We start from the raw sequence: 22,769 nt of genomic DNA, 5'->3' as shown, positions 1-22,769 counted from the left end.
GGGGTTTAGTATGAAAGTATTATTTGTGGCTTCAGAAGCTTATCCTTTTATAAAAACTGGAGGTCTGGGTGATGTAGCATATGCGCTACCTAAGGCATTAAGGAAGATGGGTATTGATGCAAGAGTTATTATACCAAAATATAGTACCATTCCACTGTCCTTTAAAAATTGTATGGAAAATCTAGCTAGTTTTACTGTGCCAGTTGGGTGGAGAAATCAATATTGTGGTTTGAAATACTTAACTTATGAGGATATACCTTACTACTTTGTAGATAATGAATACTATTTTGAAAGACCTGAGATATACGGATGTTATGATGATGGAGAGAGATATTCTTATTTTTCAAAGGCCGTGCTAGAATCTATAAAACACATGGGAGATTTTGTGCCAGATATAATTCATTGCAATGATTGGCACTCCGGAATTTTGCCGGCACTGCTTAAAGATAGCTATAGTGATGATGAAATGTACAGTGAAATAAAAAGTGTATTCACTATTCATAACTTAAAATATCAAGGAGTATTTCCAAAAGAAATACTTGATGAGTTATTAAATTTAGATGAGGGGTATTTTAGTGATGATGCACTTAAATTTTATGATGCTATATCCTTTATGAAGGGCGGAATTGTTTTCGCAGATGCAGTAACTACTGTAAGTGAAACTTATGCAGGGGAAATACAGACTCCGTTTTATGGTGAAGGACTAGATGGGTTATTGCGCTCAAAATCAGAAAAACTATATGGCATAGTAAATGGTATAGATTATGAACTCTATAATCCTAAAGTTGATAAAAAAATATTTTGCAATTTTGATTCAGACTCTATAAAACAAAAGGTGAAGAATAAATTAAAACTTCAAAATCAACTATCTTTCACCGTAAATGAAAACATACCATTGGTAGGAATTGTAACTAGACTAGTAAAACAAAAGGGTTTAGATTTAATAGTTGCGAAACTTCAAGAACTCTTAAGCCTTCCTATTCAAATAGTATTGCTTGGTAATGGCGATGGGTACTATGAGGATATATTCCAATATTATGCGTCTATATATCCAAGCAGAATATCAACAAATATTGTTTTTGATGAGGTTCTAGCACAGAAAATATATGCTGCTTCAGACATGTTTTTAATGCCATCATTATTTGAACCTTGTGGTATTGGTCAGCTTATAGCCTTAAAATATGGAAGTATTCCAATTGTACGTGAAACTGGAGGGTTAAAGGACACAATTATACCTTATAATAAATATACTGGTACTGGCAATGGTTTTTCTTTTGAAAATTACAGTAGTGATGAATTAATGGACACCATAACTAGTGCTCTAAATTTATACGACGACAAAGATTCTTGGAATAAATTAGTTAAAAATGCCATGATTTCTAACAATAGTTGGGAAAGTTCAGCTAAAAATTATATGGATTTATATAGTAATTTAATAGATTAAGATTTAACGACCCAAGAGATGATTTTATTTGTTGTAGATTTTAAAATTTTTAGGTGGTGAGTATTGTGGTAATAGATAAAGAAGAATTTAAAGTGGATTATATAGAAAAGTTACAGACTATGTTTGCAGAAGAGGCAGTAGATGCATCTAGGCTACATCAATATGATGCATTAGGCGCATTAATAAAAGATTATTGTTCTAAATCTTGGATAGAAACTAATAAAGAATACGGGAAAAGCAAAACAAAACAAGTGTATTATTTTTCTATGGAGTTCCTAGTTGGTAGGTTACTCAATAGTAATTTAGTTAATCTAGGTATAAAAGATATTTGTGAGGAGGCCTTTGCAGATCTCGGAATTAGTTGGATAGATATAGAGGATATAGAACTGGATGCTGGACTTGGTAATGGTGGTCTTGGAAGATTGGCAGCATGCTTCTTAGATTCCATGGCATCTACGAAAGTGCCCGGTCATGGCTGTGGTATAAGGTATAAATATGGACTATTCAAACAGAAAATAGAAGATGGGTATCAAGTAGAAGTTCCCGATAATTGGCTAAAAAACGGTAACGTTTGGGAAATAAGAAAAGAAAATAAGGCTGTAGAAGTAAGATTTTATGGAGATGTATATTTGAAGGAAGAAAATGGGGAAACAAAAGTTATCCATGAAAATTATCAATCTGTAAGAGCGGTACCCTACGATACTCCAATAAAAGGATATAAAAATAATACTGTAAATACACTAAGACTTTGGAGTGCTGAGACTATGGAAGAAGATTTTGATTTTTCATCTTTTAGTCAAGGTAATTATGCAAAAGCAGGTGAGGAAAAATATTCAGTTGAGGCTATTTCACAAGTTTTATATCCGGATGATAGCTACGAAAAAGGACGACTCCTAAGACTTAAACAAGAGTATTTTTTTGTAAGTGCTGGAATGCAAAGTATTATGAAAAGTTATAAAAAAATGAAGATTTCACTTAGTGAATTTCATAAGCATGTGGCCATACAGATAAATGATACCCACCCAGCTGTAGCTGTGGCTGAGCTTATGAGACTGCTAATGGATGATCAGGGACTTAGTTGGGATGAGGCTTTTACTATTACAACGGGTACAATGGCCTACACTAACCATACAATTATGGCAGAAGCACTAGAAAAATGGCCTGTAGAAATGTTTAAAAAACTACTTCCACGTATTTACATGATTATAGAAGAAATAAATAGGCGTTTTTGTAATGAAGTTTACCATAAGTACAATGGAGATTGGAATAAAGTTAATAAAATGTCCATTATTCATGACGAATATATTAGGATGGCATATTTAGCTATTATTGGAAGTCATTCTGTTAATGGAGTTGCAAAGCTGCACACAGAATTATTAAAGCACCAAGAACTTGCGGATTTTTATGAATTCTTTCCAGAAAAATTTAATAATAAAACTAATGGCATAACTCATAGAAGATGGTTATTAAATTCTAATAAAGGGTTAGCAAACCTTATAACTGAAACAATAGGCGACAAGTGGATAAAATCTCCAAATGAACTCAATAGATTAATGGATTATGCGCAGGATGCTGCTTTTCAACAGAAAACACAAGATATAAAGACAAATAACAAGATAACTTTTTCAAATTATATATTATCAAATTATGGCGCTAAAATTGATCCAAGTTCCATATTTGATGTTCACGTAAAAAGAATGCATGCCTATAAAAGGCAACTTTTAAATATCTTCAATATAATGCATTTGTATAATCAACTTCGGGAGAATCCTAATTTAGATATAGTGCCAAGAACTTTTATATTTGGTGCAAAGGCTTCACCAAGTTATACTTTAGCAAAGCAAGGTATTAAGCTCATTAATACACTTGCTAAAAAGATAAATAATGATCCTATAGCTCGCGATAAAATAAAGATAGTATTCCTTGAAAATTATGGAGTATCAATAGCTGAGAAAATTATTCCTTGTGCTGATGTTAGTCAGCAGATATCTACTGCATCTAAAGAAGCTTCTGGAACTGGTAATATGAAATTTATGATGAATGGGGCTATAACAATAGCAACTTTAGATGGAGCTAACGTAGAGATATTTGATGCAGTGGGAAAAGAAAACATTGTTTTATTCGGACTAACTTCTCAGGAAGTAATAGAGTATTACAAGAATAGAAATTATAGAGCTTCTGATATTTATAATAGCGATATGAGATTAAATTGTATAGTAAATCAGTTGATAAATGGATTTTTAGAAACTGATAAAATGGAATTTATGACTATATACGATAGTTTGATCCCTCACAATGATGAATTCTTCGTACTTAAAGATTTTGATTCTTATGTAAGGGCTCAAAGTGAAATTGATTCTCTATTTAGACAAAAGGCTATTTGGCAAAGAATGGCTATTACGAATATTGCGAAGTCTGGAATATTCTCCAGCGACAACACTATAAATCAATATGCCAAAGAAATTTGGGATACACCAACGTTTAGAGTTAAATTATAATTATATATAAATACAAGTAAGTATGCTAGCCTACAAATAGGTTAGCATGATTTTTTGGGGACGGTTAACAACTAATTAATGTTTAATTAGTTGTTAACCGTCCATTTTTATTACTAAATAAATAATTTAGTGCAAAATGCTTAATGACATTTCAGAAGGAAAGTCTCCCATTTCTATAAGTGGGGGTCACATACTACAACAAAAGGAAAACTTCAGTGGGGGGATAACAATTCAGAATTATTAACTGATCCAGAGGTCTACAAAGGGGTAAATTTCATTATTAATTCTTTAATTGCAGCGACCCAGGAGATGATTTAATGGAATATTTCACATTGAAATCTACAAATAAGTACAATCAATAAAAAAATGTTGAATTAATAAAAAAAATGTTGTAATATTGTTATAAAGAATACATATACGAACAATTAACAAGAAAATAAAATTTAATATTCGTAAACTCATATATGCTTAGAAATATGGACTAAGCGTTTCTACCAAGTAACCGTAAAATACTTGACTATGGGTGTTTTGATAAAATAGTGCAATGATTTTGGAATACGTCATTATTGTGGTTACCTTTATTTTAAAATATAAAAAGTTTGTTCTTTAAGATTAAAGAAATTACTTTTTATACTTATGAATTTTAGGGTTATTATTTTTATTATAAACTCCCTAGTTAAAATTAACTGTGGAGTTTTTTTTGTTGTTTAAAATATGTTGAAAATTTAATGAATAAAGGAGAAAAATTATGGAAACATTAAAGAATAAGATATTAGTTGAGGGAACAATAATAGGTAGTGAAATCTTAAAGGTGGATAGCTTTTTGAATCATCAAATTGATATAAACCTTTTTAATGAAATCGGAAAGGAATTTAAAGAAAGATTTGCGAGTTATGAAATTACAAAAATACTAACAGTTGAAGCATCTGGTATAGGAATAGCATGTATTGTAGCGCAATATTTTGGTAATATTCCTGTAGTTTTCGCAAAAAAACATGAAGCTGCTAATTTAGATTCTGATACATATGAAGCAGATGTATTCTCCTTTACAAAAAATAAGAATTATAAGATAAGAGCCAGTAAAAAATACATAAATAGTGAAGATAAAATTTTAATAATTGATGATTTTTTAGCAAATGGAAATGCAGCACTGGGACTTGTAGAAATTGTACGTCAGGCTTTAGCTGAGGTTGTTGGAGTGGGAATTGTAATTGAAAAGGCATTTCAAGATGGACGCAGTCGAATAGAAAAGGAAGGTATTAAGGTAGAGTCATTGGCCATAATAAAATCTATAAAAGACAACAAGGTAGTTTTTAAATAAGGAGTGGAATTATATCACCTTTTAGGTGGTAAGCAGTTCACATAAGGATTAATAATTAGTATTACTAGACAAAATGTATGCAAGAGAAGAATAAAGGGGGTATTTATAATGAAAAAAAAATTAGGAAGCTTACTAATAGCATTTACATTAATTATATCTTTAGCCTTAGTTGGATGTGGTAGTGAGAAAAAAACTGAGACAAAAGATACTGTGAAAAAAGAAATAAAGGTAGGATTTATATATGTAGGACCAGTAGGAGATGAAGGTTGGACTTATTCTCATGATATTGCAAGAAAAGAGCTTGAAAAACAACTGGGTGTAAAGACACTATTTAAAGAATCAGTAAAAGAGGATTTAGCAGAAGTAGAAAAGGTATGCGAAGAAATGATTAATGGAGGAGCCAATGTTATTGTAGGAACAAGCTTTGGCTTTATGGATGGGATGGAAGCCTCTGCAGCAAAGCACCCTGATGTTAAATATCTTCATGCATCTGGATACAAAACATCAGAAAATATGTCAAATTATTTTGGACGTATGTATCAAGCGAGATATCTTTCAGGTAAAGTTGCTGGAATGAAAACTAAAACTAATAAAATAGGATATGTAGCAGCACATCCAATTCCAGAAGTAATAAGAGGAATCAATGCTTTTGCACTAGGGGTACAATCGGTGAAACCAGAAGCAATAGTAAAGGTGAAATGGACTAATACTTGGTATGACCCAGCTAGAGAAAAAGAAGCAGGAAAAGCACTAATTGCTGAAGGTGTAGACGTAATTACTCAGCATCAAGACACTGCAGGACCATTACAAGCAGCAGAAGAAGCTGGAATATCTGCTATTGGGTATAATACAGATATGCAAGCTAAAGCACCTAAAGCATACATGACATCACCAGTTTGGAATTGGACACCATATTATGTTGAGCAAATAAAAGCTATTCAAGCAGGTACTTGGAAATCAGGAGGTTATTGGAAAGGCTTAGAGTCTGGAATTGTGTCTCTTGCACCACTAACGGCAAATGCACCAACTGGAGCAAAAGATGCTGTGGAAACTGGTAAGGCAGCTATTATAAGCGGTAAAAATAAAATATTTGTAGGTCCACTAAAAGATCAAAGTGGAGCGGTTAAAGTTGCAAAGGGTAAAGTTATGACTGATCAAGAATTATTACAATTCAAGTGGTTTGTTAAAGGAGTAGAAGGAAAAATAGAAAAATAATATATATTTAAAATATTAAGGACAGGAGAACTAAAATATGGATAAAATCCCTTATGTATCTATAGAAAATATTAGTAAGACCTTCGGAAAAGTAGTAGCTAATGTGAATATGAATTTAACGGTGCATGGTGGAGAAATCCATGCACTTTTAGGTGAAAATGGAGCAGGTAAAAGCACTCTTATGAACATGCTATCAGGGGTATATACCCCTGATAGCGGTTCTATTTTTATTCATGGGAAAAATATGAATTTCACTTGCCCAAAGGATGCCATAAAAGCTGGAGTAGGAATGATTTATCAACATTTTAAATTAGTTGAGGAAATGACTGCCAAGCAAAACATATTACTAGGTCAAAATAGTGGCATATTTTTTAAGGACAAGTTAGAAGTTAAAAAAATTGTTGATATATGTGAAAGATTTCAGTTGGAGATAGATATAAATAAATATGTTTGTGACATGGCAGTTGGAGAGAGGCAAAATCTTGAAATATTAAAGGTGCTTTATAGAGGTGCTGATATTTTGGTATTAGATGAGCCTACCACAGTATTTACGCAAAGTGAAACAGCTAAATTATTCAAGATAATGAAAAAGATGAAAGAGCAAGGTTGTGCAATTATATTTATAAGCCATAAAATGGATGAAGTGATGGAAATCTGTGACAGAATTACTGTTTTAAGAAAAGGTGAAGCTGTAAAAACCGTGGAAAAAGAAAATGCCACACCAAAATATCTAACAGAACTAATGATGGGACGCAGGGCGGATTTATCTATAAATCGTGTTGATAAAGAGCCAGGAGAAATATTGCTACAGGTAAAAGATTTGAAAGTGTTAAACGCTGAAAAGGCAGAAATAATTAAAAATATTAGTTTCAGCTTAAGACGCGGTGAAATTCTTGGTGTAGCTGGAATTGCTGGTAGTGGACAAAAGGAATTATGTGAAGCCATTGCAGGAATCGAGAAGGTAGCTGGTGGCGAAATATTTCTTGAAGGAGAGAACCTGGTAGGAGAATCTCCTAGAGATATTATTAATAAAGGTATAAGCATGAGCTTTATACCAGAGGACAGATTAGGAATGGGCCTTGTTGCGTCGTTGGACATGGTGGATAACCTTTTGCTAAAGGATTATCATAAACAAAAAGGACTATTTATAGATAGAAAACCAGTCATTGAAAAGGCAAGAAAAATGGTGGAGGAGTTTGAAATTAAAACACCAGACATATATCATCCTATAAAATATTTATCCGGTGGAAATATTCAAAAAATATTAGTGGGAAGAGAATTAAGCATGTACCCAAAAATACTTATTATGGCATATGCCGTAAGAGGTCTGGATATTAATACATGCTATACAATTTACGACCTAATAAATGAAGAAAAGAAAAAAGGAACTGCGGTATTATTTATTGGAGAAGATTTGGATGTGTTAATTCAATTATGTGATAGGATTATGGTAATTTGTCATGGTGAGGTAACTGGCATTGTTTCTGCAGTGGATGCTTCAAGAGAAAAAATTGGTATGATGATGGTGGGAAAAACAGTTGAGGAGGGGATATAGATGATGCACATTGTTAAAAAAGCTGAAATAAGTAAAACTGATAATTTTAAAATCAGATGCATTGCAATTCTCCTATCCCTTTTGGTATTAGGTATGTTTTTGCTAGTAATTAAACTTAATCCAATAGATGTATATGCTGCGATTATAGAGGGGAGCCTTGGATCTACTTATAGTATTAAGCAAACACTTATTAAGGCAATACCACTTATTATAACTTCACTTGGTATATCTATAGCCTTCAAAATGCAATTTTGGAATATTGGTGGAGAAGGGCAAATAGTAATGGGAGCTTTTGCCGCTAGCTTTTTTGCTTTAAAATTTCCTCATATGGATAAATTGCCACTATTACTCTTAATGTTTTGCGCAGGAATACTCGGTGGTGGCTTATGGGCATTAATTGCAGCCTTACTTAAAGGTAAATGGAAAACTAATGAAACGATTGTAACCTTAATGCTAAATTACATAGCTTTAAAATTTATCACCTATTTGCAATATGGACCTTGGAAGGATAAAAGGGCAATGGGTTTCCCTAAAATACCTAATTTTTCTCCAAATGCAACGCTACCAGATGTTTTTGGCATAAATATGGGATGGATAATTGCAATTATACTTGTTATTCTAGTTTATATTTTCATGAAATATACTAAAAAGGGCTATGAAATTGCGGTGCTTGGTGAAAGTGAAAAAACAGCAATATATGCAGGAATTAAAATTAGAAAAACCATGTATATAGCTATATTTTTAAGTGGCGCTCTATGTGGAATCGCTGGCGTAATTCAAGCATCAGCAGTTAGTAGAACCTTGACTGCGGAGGTGGCAGGTGGTGCTGGATTTACAGCTATAATTATAGCTTGGCTTTCAGCCTTAAGTGCACCTATTATAGTAATAGTATCTGTACTTTTTGCGGCACTTTTACAGGGAGCCTCATTTATTCAAACAGCCTTTGGAATACCTCAAGCGGCGGCACAGCTAATACAGGCTGTAATACTGTTTTTCGTATTGGGCAGCGAATTCTTTACTAGATATAAAATAAATTTTCGAACCGTAAATTTTCAGAAAAAGGGAGGTAATAAAAATGAATAGTATAACAACATTTTTAGCCGCTGCAGTTGTAGCTGGTACGCCTCTACTTTTTGCTACCTTAGGTGAAATATTAACTGAAAAAGTAGGTAATCTTAATTTAGGTGTAGAAGGTATGATGCTTATGGGCTCTGTCATTGGATTTATGGCAGGTTTAAGTACAGGAAGTCCAATTATAGCAATGTTAGCTGCGGCGATTGCGGGAGGCTTTGGTGCACTGATTTATGCATTCTTAACTATAACACTAAGAGCAAATCAAGTTGTATGTGGGCTTACACTAACTATATTTGGAACTGGTTTTTCAAGTATGGTAGGTAAAAAATTGATAGGGCAAGTTACCCCAGATAAAATTAAAACATTTTTTGTGCCTAAAAGAATTCCTCTAATAGGCGATATACCTTTTATAGGCGATATATTTTTTAATCAAGATGTATTTGTATATCTTGGATATATTATAACCCTACTTTTGTTTATATATTTATATAAAACTGCTAAGGGCTTAAATACCATGGCGGTGGGAGAAAATCCAGCGGCTGCTGATGCAGCTAGTATAAATGTTAATTTATATAAATATGTTAATACCTTAATAGGTGGAGCTCTTTGCGGTCTTGGTGGAGCATATCTATCCCTTGTTTATGTACCAGCTTGGCAAGAGAATGTAACAGCAGGCAGAGGGTGGATAGCAGTGGCCTTAGTGATTTTCGCCACTTGGAGGCCTCATAGAGCACTTATAGGCGCATACCTATTTGGTGGTCTTGACATATTAGGATTTAGACTTCAGGGTCTACCTAATTTTGCAGTAAACCAATATCTTATTGATTTGCTACCTTATATAGTTACAATAATAATTTTAGTAATAGTGTCCATGAAGAAATCTAGCAAAAATTCACCACCGGCTGGACTTTCTAATGCTTATTTTAGGGAAGAAAGATAAGTGCTAGTGATGGCAATGTTAGGAAATAGTTAACATTGCCGGCACTTTTAAAATCATGAAATCATGGGGACAGTTAACAATTAATGCACTTTTAAATGGAAATAGTTCAAATAGTTGTTAACCGTCCCCAACTATTTTATGAATAATTTCAAACAACTTTGTATTTTATGATTTTTTTGTGTATAATGGATAGTGTGATATTTAAATGGTAACAATGATAAGAAAGTCAGATAAACAAAACTGATTTTATGTTCGGTCTATGAAATCATCAAAATAACCATGATTTGAATAAGCATATATAGAATGAAATATTAGTCTATATAGGTAATTCAAGGATAGTTTTAATAATAATTATTTAATAGAAGGAGTGTATTATATGACAACAGAAAATTTAACAACAGAAAATAAAGAAGAAATATCAATGAAAGACGTGATGGGCAGTATTGAGGAATCTATGGATTCTACAAACGCTGGAGATAGCGATAAAGTATGGGAAAAATTGCAAGGAATTTTAGATGAAAATAAAACTTTTGAAATTACTATTAATGAAATAGTAAAAGGTGGAGCTACTGCTGATGTTGACGGAATTAGAGCGTTTATACCTGCTTCGCAAATGTCAAATGCTTACATAGAAAATTTACAAGATTTTAAAGGAAAAACTATGGAAGTTAAGATAATTGAATTAGAGAAAGAAAACAAAAAATTAGTTTTATCTAGAAAAGCTATAGAAAAAGAAGAAAATGAAGCTAAGGGAAATTTAGTTTGGGATGAACTTAAAAAAGGCGACATGAGAAAAGGCGTTGTAACTAGACTTGCTAAATTTGGTGCTTTTGTAGATTTAGGTGGCGTTGATGGTCTTATTCACATTTCAGAATTATCATGGAAAAGAGTTCAAGATCCATCAGAGGTAGTATCTGTTGGACAAGAATTGGAAGTTCGTGTAATAGATCTTGATAGAGAAAAAGGAAGAATATCTCTAGGACTTAAAGCAGCAGCAGGAAACCCTTGGAATAATATATCAAGCACATATAAAACAAATGATATAGTAGAGGGAACTGTAGTAAGAATAATGGAATTTGGTGCTTTTGTTCAACTACCTTCAGGTATAGATGGACTTGTTCATCTATCAGAAATATCAGAAGATCGTATAGAAAAGGTTTCTGATGTATTAAAGGTTGGAGATGTTGTAAAAGTTAAAATTGGTGATATAAATGAAAAAGATAGAAGAATAAGCTTAAGTATTAAAGAAGCATTAGATAAAAGTTATGGTGATCTTTCACAGTATAATGGTGAAGAACAAGGCTTAACTTTAGGAGATATATTAAAAGATAAATTTAAAGATTTTAAATTTGAATAAATCCTTTCATAGTTTTGTTTAGACAAAGCTGAAAAAATAACAAGTCAGTATGCTAGCATATTGACTTGTTATTTTTTTTTGATTCTTATATTTTATTTAAAATTAGCAGTAAAACCACTATGAATTACAATAAGTTGGAATAACTCTCGTAGTATTATTGAGAAATATATAAATATTTCTCATAAATAATTATATAATTGGTAAAACTGTATAAGTAGATACTTTGCTTTATAATTTATTTAACATTGGATATGTATCTAAAATAAAAAACACATATTTTATGTGTTTAATCAATTAAGGGAGGGAGTATAATTATGGATAAAAAAGAAAGCTCAACTCATATGATTAGTAGAGTAGTTAAGGATAATAGTGGAGAAATAACAGCCTACGAATTCGAAAATGGAGATATAGTTTCAAAAGAGCAAGCAGTCCTTTTGGCGAGGCAAGGCAATATAGGCGGAGTTTCTATATCAACTTCAAAAAAAGGTGAAGAATTTCTCAGAAGTTTACCAGATGGAGATAAATCCAATAATTTAGACAGTTTACCAGTTATAGACGATAACGATATCTATTAAGAAGCAGGGACATTAGGTTGTCCCTGCTTTTTAGTTAGTTAAATGGGGACAGTTAACAACTAACAGACCTTTTTTAGGTTAATATTGGACAAGTGTGTTTTAATAGGGGACAGTTAACAACTAATTAAACTAATGCAACTATTGAACACTATTTAAGTTTTATGTGTTAAAATTAAGGGGTAGACTTAGATCAGAATGGGGGTATAAGTAAGTGGAAATTTTAAAAAATACTTTGCAGTGCATTGAACCGGCAAATATACAGGCTATGAAAAAGGCTTGGGAAAGACTTGATAGTTTAACAAAACCTATAGGAAGTCTTGGTGAAATAGAAAATATTATAGCCAAAATGGCAGGTATTACTGGAGAGATACATAACAAGATTAATAAAAAAAATGTGGTTATAATGTGTGGCGATAATGGAGTGGTAGAAGAAGGAGTATCTAATTGCCCTAAAAGTGTAACGGCCACAGTTACTAATAATTTTACTAAAAAAATTACCGGCGTATATGTTTTATCAAAATTTGTTGGAAGTGATATTACAGTTGTAGATGTAGGGGTTGATGCAGACTTTAATAACCCTAAAATCATAAATAGAAAAATTGCATACGGCACCATGAATATGATTAAGGGGCCTGCAATGACTAAGGAGCAAACAATAAAAGCTATAGAAATTGGTATAGAAACAATTGATGATTTGGCAAATAAAGGATACGATTTGTTTGGTACAGGGGAAATGGGTGTAGGAAATACTGCCACAAGTGCAGCAATTTTAAGTGTTTTTTCGGGGCTTGATGTAGAGATGTCGGTAGGTAAAGGCTCAGGAATTACGGAGCAGCAATTTACGAATAAAAAAAGAGTGGTTAAAAAGGCTATTGAAGTAAATAAACCAGATAAAAATGATGTTATTGATGTACTTTCAAAAGTTGGAGGATTTGACATTGCAGCACTATGTGGTTGCTTCCTATCAGCTGCGAAAAATAGAGTGCCCATTGTTATAGATGGGTTTATAGCTTCAGCAGCTGCACTTTGTGCTTATAAATTAAACCCCATGGTAAAGGAATATATATTTGCATCTCACTTATCTGCGGAACCTGGAGCAGCGTTTATAATGAAGGAAATAGGACTTGCACCTATGCTGAATTTGAATATGCGACTCGGCGAAGGTTCAGGGTGCCCTCTTGCGTTTAATATAATCGAAGCGGCGTTATTCACAATGGATAATATGGGAACATTTGAAGAGGCAACCTTGGATAGCAAAAAGTATATAGATATAAGGGATAATACCATAGGGCACGATTTAGGTGAGAAATTATGAACATTTATTTGTTAAGGCATGGTCAGACGGAAGAAAATAGAAGAGGCTCATATTATGGTAATTTGGATGTAAGTCTAAATGCAATCGGAATAAGTCAAGGAAATAAAGCTAATGTTTTCTTTAATGATATAAAATTAGATAGAGTATATGTTAGCGATAAAAAAAGAACCACAGAAATGGCAAATTTGGTTTTAGGACAATCGGAAATTCAAGTTATACAGGATAATAGAATAAATGAGACTAATTTTGGAGATTTTGAAGGAAAAACATATGAGGAGATTAAGACGCTCTATCCCAAGGAATGTCTTTGTTGGCAAAACAATTGGATGGAATTTGTACCGCCTAGAGGTGAAAGTTATATTCAGCTATGTGAAAGAGTTAAAAGCTTTATGGAGGATATTAAAAAATTAGAATATGATAATATTTTAATTTGTACTCATTCTGGAGTAATAAGAGCTATATATTGTTATGTTATGAACGAAAACATAGATTTATTTTGGAAATTTGGTTGTAAAAATGGAGATATAAGCGTTATAAAATATGAATATGGGAATTTATATATTGATACCATAATGCATAACGCATATTTAGAAAAGAGGTGAGGGTTGCAAGGATAAGTCTTTGCAAGCAAACAAAATGAGAGAATATTTAAATGATTTTTTACTGTTTTTTCAGTTTTTTACACGTATACCTATAAACATAAATTTAAAATGCGAAAAAGAGAACTTTAGGCGAGGATCTATATTTTTTCCTGTGGTAGGATTATTTATTGGAATTGTTCAGTGGTTAATTTATTATATATTAATAAAAGCGCTACCAATAAATATTACATCGGTATTTGTAGTTATTATACCAATAGTTATTACTGGTGCCTTACATGTAGATGGACTTGGAGATACCTGCGATGGCTTCTTTTCCTTAAAAGGTGGTAAAGATAAAATAATAGAAGTTATGAAGGATAGTAGGGTAGGTACTTATGCAAGTGTTGCTATAGTATTTGATATGTTAGCACGATATGCAGCGGTATATACCATCATAGAATTAAATTTACCATTTATATTAATTGCAACGCCAGTAATTGCAAGGTTTACTGTAGTGTTTTTATCTTTTATAGGAAAAAATGCTAAAGAAAATGGCTCAGGTAATATATTTATTGGCAACATAGATGTTAAAAGGGTTGTGATTACAGGCATTACAACTATTATACTTGGGACTTTATTAATAGGATTTAATAAAAGTGTTATATTAATAGCTTCAGGGCTCCTTTTAAGTTTATTATTTAATAAGTTTTGTGAAAGCAAAATTACAGGACTTACAGGAGATAGTTTAGGTGCTAATAATGAATTAGTTGAAATTTTAATTATGATTTTATTTGTAGCTATGAATTAAACGGGGACGGTTAACAATTAATTAAACTATATTTTGGTACAAGGTTTTTATGGAACTTTGTACTTTTTAATTAATTAATTAATTAATGATATTTTCAGTACTTGTTTACATTATTTTCATCGAAAGGTCTTAATAAGATATTGTATTTTTAAAGGCTTGTCCAAATTGATTTAATTAAAAATAGCTTTATATTATCTTGTAATTTTTTATAAATTCAAAAGATATATACATACAATAAGGTATTAAGCTTAATATTAATTACCGAGCGTAACATTTAATAAATTCCTCAAGGATATTTTCGTAGTTTTTGTTAGTTCTAATTAATTCTATACCAATACTGCTTAATTTTGATATTCTAGCTGGTGTAATGTTTCCAAGTAGGTCGGATATATCACTGGATTTTAAATTGCAGATACTCCTCATTAAAACAACGGTTAATGCTCTTGCTTCTACAAGTTTTCTACTGTACTTCATATGAAGTTGAAGCTTTGTTATATTCATCTTTACTGCTATAAATTCTATGATATCTTCAGGCTTAAAGTTTCTTACAAGTATCGTCCGTACACTGCTATACTTTGTCTTTTCATTTTTAAATTCAAATTCTTCTTTTAATTTTTCGTCGGTGCATCCAAAAACAAGGCTATAGTAATAATTCCTTGCCAGTTTAAGATCATTACCAAAAAAGCCCATGACAAATCCGTAATCAACTATGCTTAAATGGTCACGTCGTTTTCCAATATATATTCCCAAACTAGAAAAAGCATATTTTTCAGGACAATCTTTAAATTCACTTATATCTGTAGGATTATTATGTATATATAGTGATACAGTCCTTAAGTATCTATCACTATCAACTATTTTGCTTTTGAATCTGTCTTTAAAAAGATGGCCTTCTCTTTTATACTTTTTATTAAAGTACATTGCGTAAGAAAAATTTATTCCATGCATGACTTTGGATATATCTGCACCATTAGCATCAATTAATAGATGTGAATGGTTATCCATAAGACAGTACCCATAAATTTTAACATGATGGAGATCTTTGTATTTTTTTACAAGGTATAAATATTTTTTCTTATCTTCATCATCTCTGAATAAATCTACCTCAGTGATGCTTTTACACATAATATGATATATAGCATCATTTGTTTTTAATCTTGCTTTTCTTGCCATAAAAAACACCTCTTTATATAATTTTTTATATTATTGACTTTATCTGGTGAAGTTATTCATAGTTCAAAAAGTTGTTAACCGTCCCCAAGCATTTTATTGACATGAGGGCGTAATTATAATAAACTGTAGTTAAAATAGAATAGAATTTTAGGTGCCTTTTAATAGGTGAAAAGGGAATGCGGTTTAAATCCGCAGCAGCCCCCGCTACTGTAATTGAGGATAGCTCCTCAAAAGCCAGGAGACCTGCCTAAATGATGTTAACAAAGATTTCGGAGGGAAATAGCTTTTTAATATAGTTAATTTAATTATAAATTAATTAAAAAGTAGTCGCTATCTTAAGCTTACTACTTTTTTTGTGTTTAAAAAGATAGTATATTGAAGAAGCTGGGTGGCTTCTGAAAAGTTATAAATAGAAAGGAAGGTATTTAATGATACATGGTGGAGACGTTTATACTGATGGATTACTTCAGGGCCGAGAGTTAATTGATTATAGTTCTAATATAAATCCATTAGGGGTTCCGAGTAGCTTCATTGATAACATTAATGAAGCAATAAATGCCTTAACAAGATATCCAGATATTCAATATAGAAAGGTGTTAAAAGGTTTAAAAGAATACGTTGATTGCCCAGAAGAGTACTTTGTTTTAGGCAATGGAGCTGCAGAAATAATTGACTTGGTTATAGCTTGTCATAAAAGCTTATTAATTGTTGTGCCTTCATTTGTAGAGTATGAGATTGATGCCCAAAAGTGGGGTTGTAATATAGAGTATTCATATTTAAAAGAGGATATTAATTACAATGACCTATTAAAGAATGAATACGCTCAGCTTTCTTATGATTATAAGGATATTTTAAATAAATTACAAAAGGTAGAAGCCATGGTTTTAGGTAATCCAAATAATCCTAATGGCAATATCATTGATAGAGGGGAGTTTCAAAAAATTCTTGAATATTGTGAGAGTAATAATAAAGTAATAATAATAGATGAAGCTTTTATTGAATTTACGGGAGATTCCAGGCACAGTTTTGTAGATGAGCTTAAAAAGTACAAGTGTTTATTTATAATAAGAGCTTTAACTAAATTTTTTGCAATGCCTGGTATAAGGTTTGGGTATGGAATAAGTAGTAATGTTGCTTTAATAAAAAATATTAAATCAAAACAAAACCCATGGAACATAAATTGCTTTGCAGAAGTTGCAGTACGCCATGTGTTAAAGGATAGTGCATATATTGAAAAAAGCAAAGAGTGGATAAGAGCCGAAAGACCTAGGTTTTTAAAATCATTGAAAAAAAATTATTTTATAGAAGAAGTATTTTTAACCTATGGAAATTATGTGCTTTGCAAATTAAAAGGACTAGCCTCAGAGGGATTTTATAAGATTTGCCTAGAACAAGGCTTTGTAATAAGAAAAGCAGACAATTTTAGAGGACTTGATAAACAGTATGTAAGGCTGGCTATTAAGGATAGGGCTAGCAATGAAAAATTGGTGGCAATGCTAGAGAGTTTAAAATTTAAAGTTTAATTAAGCTGGGACAGGTAAACATTGGAGACAAATACGATAATTAAGCGGGGACAGGTAAACATTAGAGACCGATAAAACCATTTGAATTTTAGCAAAATAAGGATGTGAAGATTAAAAATGAAGAGTATAATTATAGCTTCGAATTGCAGTGGTGGCGGTAAAACCACAGTAACACTGGGAATTATGAAAGCACTAAAAAATAGAGGATTTAAGGTACAAGGGTACAAAGTAGGCCCTGACTATATAGACCCAGCCTTTCATACAAAGATAACCGGTAGTGATTCAAGAAACTTAGATTTATATCTTATGGGAGAGGCGGGAGTTAAAGCTAGCTTTTCTAGAGGCGATGGTGACTTAGGAGTAGTTGAGGGTGTTATGGGTTTATATGATGGGAAAGGCACAGATACATCCTATTCTACTTATCACATATCAAAGGTTTTGGACTTGCCCATTATACTTGTATTGTCTCCAAAGGCTCAGGTAGCAACTCTTTGTGCAGAAATAAATGGAATAGTGAATTTCAAAGACGCTAATATAAAGGGTATAATACTAAACAATGTAACAGAAAGTTATTACAATTTACTTAAAGCTACTATTAAAGAAAACTGTAACTTGAAGGTCTTAGGTTATCTTCCGAAGGATGACAGGTTAGATTTAAAAAGTAGGCATTTAGGGTTAATTCAAAGCAGTGAAGTAGAGGATTTAGAAGAGAAAATTGAAATATGTGCCCAGTTATTAGAAAAGCATTTGGACATGAATTTATTATTAGATGGATTTAAAGAAAGCGAAAAATATGTAGACAATTTTCATGTGGAGAATAAGGGGAAAAGAATAGCTGTGGCCTATGATAAAGCCTTTAGTTTTTATTATAAAGAAAATTTAGAGCTTTTAGAGGAACTGGGACAAGTTATATACTTTAGTCCAATTGAAGATGATGAGCTTCCAAGTAATATTGATTTTCTTTATATAGGTGGAGGATACCCAGAGGTATTTATAAAAGAGTTATCTCAAAATACATCTATGCTAGAAAGTATAAAAAAATCTCTTAATAATGGACTGCGTTGCTATGCGGAATGTGGAGGATTAATGTATCTTACTTTAGGAGAAAAACTAGGTGTGGAAGAGCCAATATCAAATAATACAGTTGGTTTTTTTGAAGGTTATTATACTTTGACAAAAAAACTTCAGAATTTTGGATATGCAGAAATTAAGGTAGAGGTAGAAAATAATATTATATCCCAAAACATGAGTATAAACTGCCATGAATTTCATAAATCTACTGTTGAGATACAGGAGGAAAAGGTCTGTATACTTTCTAAACAGATTTATGATGGTAGCCTTAAAAGTTGGAAATGCGGATATGCTTTGAAAAACACCTTAGCAGCCTATGGACATGTGCATTTTTTTTGTAATTTAGAATGGTTTAAGGAAATATTTAAATAGATAAAAAGCAAAAGAATTAACTATATTCCTTTTATTCGAATTTTTTGGTACAATACATTAGAAGAAAATATTTTGCATTTAGTAAAATCAGCAAAAGGAGATTACATATATGAAGATTAGTTTTTGTAAGCATAACGACGGAATAGAAGAAGTTGTTGAAGCTGTTAGAAATGAGTACCCAGAATGTACAGTTACCCTCAATAAATGTATAGGTGCCTGCGATAAATGCGGGAATACATTAATTGCCAGAATAAATGGCGAATTAGTTGAAGCAGAAGATTGTGAGAGTTTATTAGATATTATAGGTGAGTACATGGAGTTAGAATAGAATCTTCCTTAAATAACTCTCTTTAGCGTTATAGTAGCTAAAGAGGGTTGTTTTTATGTTAGATCTGTTTCCTCCAATTTGCGTAATTAGTTGAATTAATTGTTAACTGTCCCCTTACATAAAGTTGAATTAATTGTTAACCGTCCCTATGTAATTTGTTAACTGTCCCCACGTAATTTTTTTCTTATGTATCACTATTGATACATATAATCGATAGTGATATAATGTCAATATAAAGCATATAGGAGGAGTTAATTTGAACAAAATAGCTTTAATTACAGACACTACAAGCGATTTAAGTAGAGAAGTCATAGAGAAATATAATATTAATGTATTACCCTTTAGGATTATCTATTCTGATAGAGAATATTTAGACAATGTAGACATTACTTCACAGGAAGTTTATGCAAATATGGAAAAAGAAGTACCTACATCCTCACTGCCATCAATGAAGGATATGGAAGAACTATTTTTGAAATTAGAAGAACAAGGATACACCCATGCTATAGCAGTAACGCTGTCCACTGGGTTATCGGGTATATTCAATGCAATGAAACTTACAAGTGAAAATCATCCAGGAATTAATACACACATATGTGATTCACAATCTATAGCTCTTGGTGAAGGGTTAATAGTAACTGAATGTGGGAGACTTATAGAAGAAGGAAAGAGCTTTGAAGAAATTGTAGAAGCTATTCCATCTATTAAAAAGAGAATCCATCTATATTTTCTAGTAGGCACTTTAGAGTACTTAAAAAAGGGTGGAAGAATAGGAAAGGTTTCAGGTACTATAGCAGAGCTTTTAAATATTAAGCCTATAATCGCTGTAGATACTGATGGTAAGTATATTACTTGTGAAAAGGTAAGAGGTAGAAAGCAATCTCTTAATAAGCTTGTAGAACTTACAAACAATATTTTAGATAAAAAGAAGTGTAGAGTATATATAGTTCACGGCGATGCTTTAGAAGAGTCTAAAAAAGTAATGGAGAGTATACGTCCTCATCCAAACGTTATTTCTATAGAATTTGGTGGATATATAAGCCCTGTATCAGGAGTTCATAGTGGACCAGGTTTAATAGGAATGGTTTGTATAGAGGAACCTTAGATATAGATGGGTAATATAGAGATTAAAGAAAGTGAGATAGACATTAGGGCTGAAGAAAAAAGACTTTATGAAGAATATAAGAAAAAACTTCTAGAACTCCGAAAAGTTCAAAAGGAAAAAGAAGCAGTGGGGCAAGTATTCACAAAAGGATTACTACCACTGTACGCATTATTTATTCTAAGTTTAGGTGAAACTAATGGAAATGATATATCTCATAAAATAGGAGAGCGGACAAATGGTCTTTGGGTTCCTAGCACAGGTGGAATATATCCTCTTTTAAAAAGATTGGAAAAGGAAAAACTAATAGTGGGTGAATGGTGTAACTCTAAGAAGGCTCAGAAAATTTATAAGATCACCGAGGTCGGTAAAAGGCAATTAGAAAATAAAAAATATCTATTGCAAGATAAAATTGAAGAAGCGTTGGAAGTATTTAAGATAATTTATAATGATTTATATAAATAGTATATTGTTAAATAAGGAGCTGCAGGGATTTCGCTTGCAGCTCCTTTTGTTCATCCTGGTAACTTTCAACCCACGTGCCACATGGGCAGCACTAGAGTTTCAGCTTTAAGTCTCCTTCCCTAATCCACCCTTTCTTTCTCATAATCTCTGAGAAAATCAAAGTTAAGACTGCGGGAGCTATAAAGTGTAGAAATAATATTTTTAAAATTATTATAGAAGTAGGTTCACTGCCTTGCATAGTTGCAAGGGTTCCGAATTGACCTACAAATCCACTGGTGCCCATACCTGCTCCTATAGAATTATTTTTCATAGAAAAAACAGTTGTAGAAAGAGGCCCCAGAATTGCACCTGCTAAGGTAGGAGGTATCCAAACTTGAGGGTGGCTTATTATGTTAGGTAATTGTAGCTTAGAGGTACCTAGTCCTTGGGATACTAAACCACCCACTTTATTTTCTCTATAACTAGAAACAGCAAAGCCTATCATTTGAGCACTGCAACCCACCGTGGCAGCACCGGCTGCAAGGCCAGACATATTCAAAGAAATTGCTATGGCAGCACTACTAATTGGAGAAGAAAGCGTCATGCCCATTAAAGTAGATACAGCGATACCCATTGGAATAGGCATAAGATTAGTAGCGGAATTAATGACTGCACCCAAACCCGTCATAAAGACGGCAATATAGGGTCCTACAAATTTACCAGCTATACTTCCAGTAACAATAGTAACAATGGGAACTATTAAAATATCAAGTTTTGTTTTTCCGGATACCAAGTTTCCAAGTTCTGCACCTACTACAGCAGCAATGAAAGCGCCTACTGGTCCACCACCCATATACATATACCCAAAGGCGCCGGTGGCAGCAGACGCAAACATTGCAAGAGGGGCAGTCTTTAAACCCCAAGCTACAGCCACACCTATTGCGCAGCCAACTACAGGGGATTTAGCTGAAATGATTTCTGTAAACTCTTTAAGAAAGGTCAGGCCAGGAATTTTTGATAATTGACTTAATATTAGTCCAATAATTAATGAAGCAAATAGACCCAATGCCATTGCACTTAAGGCATCTATAAAATCACGTTTAAATGTTTTTTTTGCAGCAATTTTGAATTTTTCCATGAGTTCTCCTCCTAATGCAATATAGTGTTTTCGATATATACTTTTCTTATGCTATGGATATAAACCATGGTTATAATATTATGTACAGTATTGATAATTAACTTCTATACACAAATATATACCTATGTATATACACCTATAAACTGACAACATTATAACATCTTCTTATAAGGACATCAATAAGGCGGAGAGAAAAAGCATGGGAGCATGAAAAAAAGCTTCTATAATATATTAGTCTATTATAGAAGCCTTTTTTAATTTAAAACATGTCACTTGCAACCTGGGTGGCACTAAATATTTAGTCTTCTCGCATTTCTAAATAAGAACTACCATCAAGAGGGATTAAGGCTTGAAGGCCTGGGCGACCATTAAGTAGGCCTATAGCATAAACGGTGTAAAAACGCTGGGACTTTAGTTTTATATTAGGAACGTATAAAACTGTAGTTTGGGTACCAGTAGGTCTAGCCTCTAAAATATAGGTTCCAGCAGGAATTTCTATATAGTCAGTAAATCCTTTGTAACTAATATTCTTAAACAAAATCTTACCGCCTGGTAATACAATATCCAAAGGCCCAGTATTAGGTGATAAATGAGCAAATTTAATATATACCTTATCTGCAGGGTGCATAATTTTAGTTTCAGGAACAGGGAGCAAATCCAGGTTAGGTAACATTCCGATGGCAGCAATAGTGTAAATTTTTTCAGGTGGAATAAAAAGTGTTTTATTAAGTACGGGTGAAGCAATAGTTCCAGCTGCATAGATTTTTACATTGTAATTACCAGTTATAACATCTATATAATCTGTAAAATCACCATAGGCAAGGTTTCTGAATTTTAACATATCATTAATATACACATCAACAACTGGGGATTTAGGTGAGGCATGAAGAATTCTTAAATATGAAGTCATAGGGCGAGTATTATTAATAGGGCTT

General features: G+C 32.4%; 20 protein-coding genes and 2 riboswitches. Of the genes, 17 read left to right on the top strand and 3 right to left on the bottom strand.

Annotated elements, in window-relative coordinates; genetic code table 11:
• Positions 1–10: 10 nt before the first annotated feature.
• The 12 genes from glgA to cobS all read left to right on the top strand — a co-directional run bounded on the left by glgA (position 11) and on the right by cobS (position 14,683).
• Entirely contained in the window at positions 11–1,444 is a 1,434-nt protein-coding gene (glgA, locus tag G9F71_RS20480) for a glycogen synthase GlgA (RefSeq protein ID WP_164948530.1), read from the top strand.
• A gap of 65 nt (positions 1,445–1,509) precedes the next feature.
• A complete protein-coding gene (locus tag G9F71_RS20475) occupies positions 1,510–3,942 on the top strand; it encodes a glycogen/starch/alpha-glucan phosphorylase (RefSeq protein WP_164948529.1) in 2,433 nt (810 codons plus the stop codon).
• Between the two features lie 438 nt (positions 3,943–4,380).
• Positions 4,381–4,482: riboswitch (purine riboswitch) on the top strand.
• 208 nt (positions 4,483–4,690) lie between these two features.
• Positions 4,691–5,263 carry a xanthine phosphoribosyltransferase gene (locus G9F71_RS20470; RefSeq protein WP_164948528.1) on the top strand — a complete coding sequence of 191 codons (573 nt, stop codon included), beginning with the start codon at positions 4,691–4,693 and terminating at the stop codon, positions 5,261–5,263.
• A gap of 108 nt (positions 5,264–5,371) precedes the next feature.
• Positions 5,372–6,478: a BMP family ABC transporter substrate-binding protein gene (locus G9F71_RS20465; protein WP_164948527.1), complete on the top strand. Its 1,107-nt coding sequence runs from the start codon at positions 5,372–5,374 to the stop codon at positions 6,476–6,478.
• A gap of 37 nt (positions 6,479–6,515) precedes the next feature.
• On the top strand, positions 6,516–8,033 hold the full coding sequence (locus tag G9F71_RS20460) for an ABC transporter ATP-binding protein (protein WP_164948526.1): 1,518 nt from the start codon (positions 6,516–6,518) through the stop codon (positions 8,031–8,033).
• Positions 8,034–9,116, top strand: coding sequence for an ABC transporter permease (locus G9F71_RS20455; protein WP_164948525.1), 1,083 nt, complete (start codon positions 8,034–8,036; stop codon positions 9,114–9,116). It abuts the gene before it with no gap.
• Positions 9,109–10,047: an ABC transporter permease gene (locus G9F71_RS20450; RefSeq protein ID WP_124999501.1), complete on the top strand. Its 939-nt coding sequence runs from the start codon at positions 9,109–9,111 to the stop codon at positions 10,045–10,047. The genes G9F71_RS20455 and G9F71_RS20450 overlap by 8 nt, the downstream gene beginning before the upstream one ends.
• A gap of 376 nt (positions 10,048–10,423) precedes the next feature.
• Positions 10,424–11,404, top strand: a complete 981-nt coding sequence (gene rpsA / locus G9F71_RS20445) for a 30S ribosomal protein S1 (RefSeq protein ID WP_224626530.1) — start codon at positions 10,424–10,426, stop codon at positions 11,402–11,404.
• 314 nt (positions 11,405–11,718) lie between these two features.
• Positions 11,719–11,979, top strand: a complete 261-nt coding sequence (locus G9F71_RS20440; RefSeq protein ID WP_164945554.1) for a DUF3892 domain-containing protein — start codon at positions 11,719–11,721, stop codon at positions 11,977–11,979.
• A 211-nt stretch (positions 11,980–12,190) separates the two neighbouring features.
• A complete protein-coding gene (gene cobT, locus G9F71_RS20435; RefSeq protein ID WP_164948524.1) occupies positions 12,191–13,294 on the top strand; it encodes a nicotinate-nucleotide--dimethylbenzimidazole phosphoribosyltransferase in 1,104 nt (367 codons plus the stop codon).
• Positions 13,291–13,896: an alpha-ribazole phosphatase gene (gene cobC / locus G9F71_RS20430; protein WP_164948523.1), complete on the top strand. Its 606-nt coding sequence runs from the start codon at positions 13,291–13,293 to the stop codon at positions 13,894–13,896. Before cobT ends, cobC begins: the two co-directional genes overlap by 4 nt.
• Positions 13,897–13,930: 34 nt before the next feature.
• A complete protein-coding gene (gene cobS / locus G9F71_RS20425; RefSeq protein ID WP_164948522.1) occupies positions 13,931–14,683 on the top strand; it encodes an adenosylcobinamide-GDP ribazoletransferase in 753 nt (250 codons plus the stop codon).
• Between the two features lie 258 nt (positions 14,684–14,941).
• Here cobS and G9F71_RS20420 read toward each other — a convergent pair whose 3' ends face one another.
• On the bottom strand, positions 14,942–15,856 hold the full coding sequence (locus G9F71_RS20420) for a transposase (protein ID WP_224626528.1): 915 nt from the start codon (positions 15,854–15,856) through the stop codon (positions 14,942–14,944).
• A gap of 132 nt (positions 15,857–15,988) precedes the next feature.
• A riboswitch (cobalamin riboswitch) is annotated at positions 15,989–16,122 on the top strand.
• Between the two features lie 162 nt (positions 16,123–16,284).
• Between G9F71_RS20420 and G9F71_RS20415 the strand changes: the two genes are divergently transcribed.
• From G9F71_RS20415 to G9F71_RS20395, 5 genes are all read left to right on the top strand, one after another.
• Positions 16,285–17,379 carry a pyridoxal phosphate-dependent aminotransferase gene (locus tag G9F71_RS20415; RefSeq protein WP_164948520.1) on the top strand — a complete coding sequence of 365 codons (1,095 nt, stop codon included), beginning with the start codon at positions 16,285–16,287 and terminating at the stop codon, positions 17,377–17,379.
• Between the two features lie 117 nt (positions 17,380–17,496).
• Positions 17,497–18,822 (top strand): cobyrinate a,c-diamide synthase, encoded by a 1,326-nt coding sequence (locus G9F71_RS20410; protein ID WP_164948519.1) that lies wholly within the window; start codon positions 17,497–17,499, stop codon positions 18,820–18,822.
• Between the two features lie 109 nt (positions 18,823–18,931).
• Entirely contained in the window at positions 18,932–19,150 is a 219-nt protein-coding gene (locus tag G9F71_RS20405) for a DUF1450 domain-containing protein (RefSeq protein ID WP_164948518.1), read from the top strand.
• Between the two features lie 256 nt (positions 19,151–19,406).
• On the top strand, positions 19,407–20,255 hold the full coding sequence (locus G9F71_RS20400; protein ID WP_164948517.1) for a DegV family protein: 849 nt from the start codon (positions 19,407–19,409) through the stop codon (positions 20,253–20,255).
• A 6-nt stretch (positions 20,256–20,261) separates the two neighbouring features.
• Positions 20,262–20,717 carry a PadR family transcriptional regulator gene (locus tag G9F71_RS20395; protein WP_164948516.1) on the top strand — a complete coding sequence of 152 codons (456 nt, stop codon included), beginning with the start codon at positions 20,262–20,264 and terminating at the stop codon, positions 20,715–20,717.
• Between the two features lie 91 nt (positions 20,718–20,808).
• Here G9F71_RS20395 and G9F71_RS20390 read toward each other — a convergent pair whose 3' ends face one another.
• Both G9F71_RS20390 and G9F71_RS20385 read right to left on the bottom strand, forming a co-directional pair.
• The gene (locus G9F71_RS20390) at positions 20,809–21,834 is read right to left on the bottom strand and encodes a PTS transporter subunit IIC (protein WP_164948515.1); all 1,026 of its coding nucleotides are present in this window, start codon (positions 21,832–21,834) and stop codon (positions 20,809–20,811) included.
• A gap of 298 nt (positions 21,835–22,132) precedes the next feature.
• Entirely contained in the window at positions 22,133–22,744 is a 612-nt protein-coding gene (locus G9F71_RS20385) for a DUF4397 domain-containing protein (protein ID WP_164948695.1), read from the bottom strand.
• Between the last annotated feature and the right edge of the window lie 25 nt (positions 22,745–22,769).

It is taken from the genome of Clostridium sp. FP2 (genome assembly GCF_011065955.2).
Taxonomy (GTDB): domain Bacteria; phylum Bacillota; class Clostridia; order Clostridiales; family Clostridiaceae; genus Clostridium_AD; species Clostridium_AD tagluense.
The sequence above is the reverse complement of the archived record's forward strand: the minus strand, read 5'-3'. Positions and strand labels throughout refer to the sequence as shown.

Coding starts and splice junctions, on each gene's coding strand:
- G9F71_RS20390 (WP_164948515.1), bottom strand. CDS start 21,834: ATGGAAAAATTCAAAATTGCTGCAAAAAAAACATTTAAACGTGATTTT.
- rpsA (WP_224626530.1), top strand. CDS start 10,424: ATGACAACAGAAAATTTAACAACAGAAAATAAAGAAGAAATATCAATG.
- cobC (WP_164948523.1), top strand. CDS start 13,291: ATGAACATTTATTTGTTAAGGCATGGTCAGACGGAAGAAAATAGAAGA.
- G9F71_RS20440 (WP_164945554.1), top strand. CDS start 11,719: ATGGATAAAAAAGAAAGCTCAACTCATATGATTAGTAGAGTAGTTAAG.
- G9F71_RS20465 (WP_164948527.1), top strand. CDS start 5,372: ATGAAAAAAAAATTAGGAAGCTTACTAATAGCATTTACATTAATTATA.
- G9F71_RS20405 (WP_164948518.1), top strand. CDS start 18,932: ATGAAGATTAGTTTTTGTAAGCATAACGACGGAATAGAAGAAGTTGTT.
- G9F71_RS20415 (WP_164948520.1), top strand. CDS start 16,285: ATGATACATGGTGGAGACGTTTATACTGATGGATTACTTCAGGGCCGA.
- G9F71_RS20455 (WP_164948525.1), top strand. CDS start 8,034: ATGATGCACATTGTTAAAAAAGCTGAAATAAGTAAAACTGATAATTTT.
- G9F71_RS20460 (WP_164948526.1), top strand. CDS start 6,516: ATGGATAAAATCCCTTATGTATCTATAGAAAATATTAGTAAGACCTTC.
- G9F71_RS20410 (WP_164948519.1), top strand. CDS start 17,497: ATGAAGAGTATAATTATAGCTTCGAATTGCAGTGGTGGCGGTAAAACC.
- cobS (WP_164948522.1), top strand. CDS start 13,931: ATGAGAGAATATTTAAATGATTTTTTACTGTTTTTTCAGTTTTTTACA.
- G9F71_RS20470 (WP_164948528.1), top strand. CDS start 4,691: ATGGAAACATTAAAGAATAAGATATTAGTTGAGGGAACAATAATAGGT.
- G9F71_RS20385 (WP_164948695.1), bottom strand. CDS start 22,744: ATGACTTCATATTTAAGAATTCTTCATGCCTCACCTAAATCCCCAGTT.
- glgA (WP_164948530.1), top strand. CDS start 11: ATGAAAGTATTATTTGTGGCTTCAGAAGCTTATCCTTTTATAAAAACT.
- G9F71_RS20450 (WP_124999501.1), top strand. CDS start 9,109: ATGAATAGTATAACAACATTTTTAGCCGCTGCAGTTGTAGCTGGTACG.
- G9F71_RS20395 (WP_164948516.1), top strand. CDS start 20,262: ATGGGTAATATAGAGATTAAAGAAAGTGAGATAGACATTAGGGCTGAA.
- G9F71_RS20420 (WP_224626528.1), bottom strand. CDS start 15,856: ATGGCAAGAAAAGCAAGATTAAAAACAAATGATGCTATATATCATATT.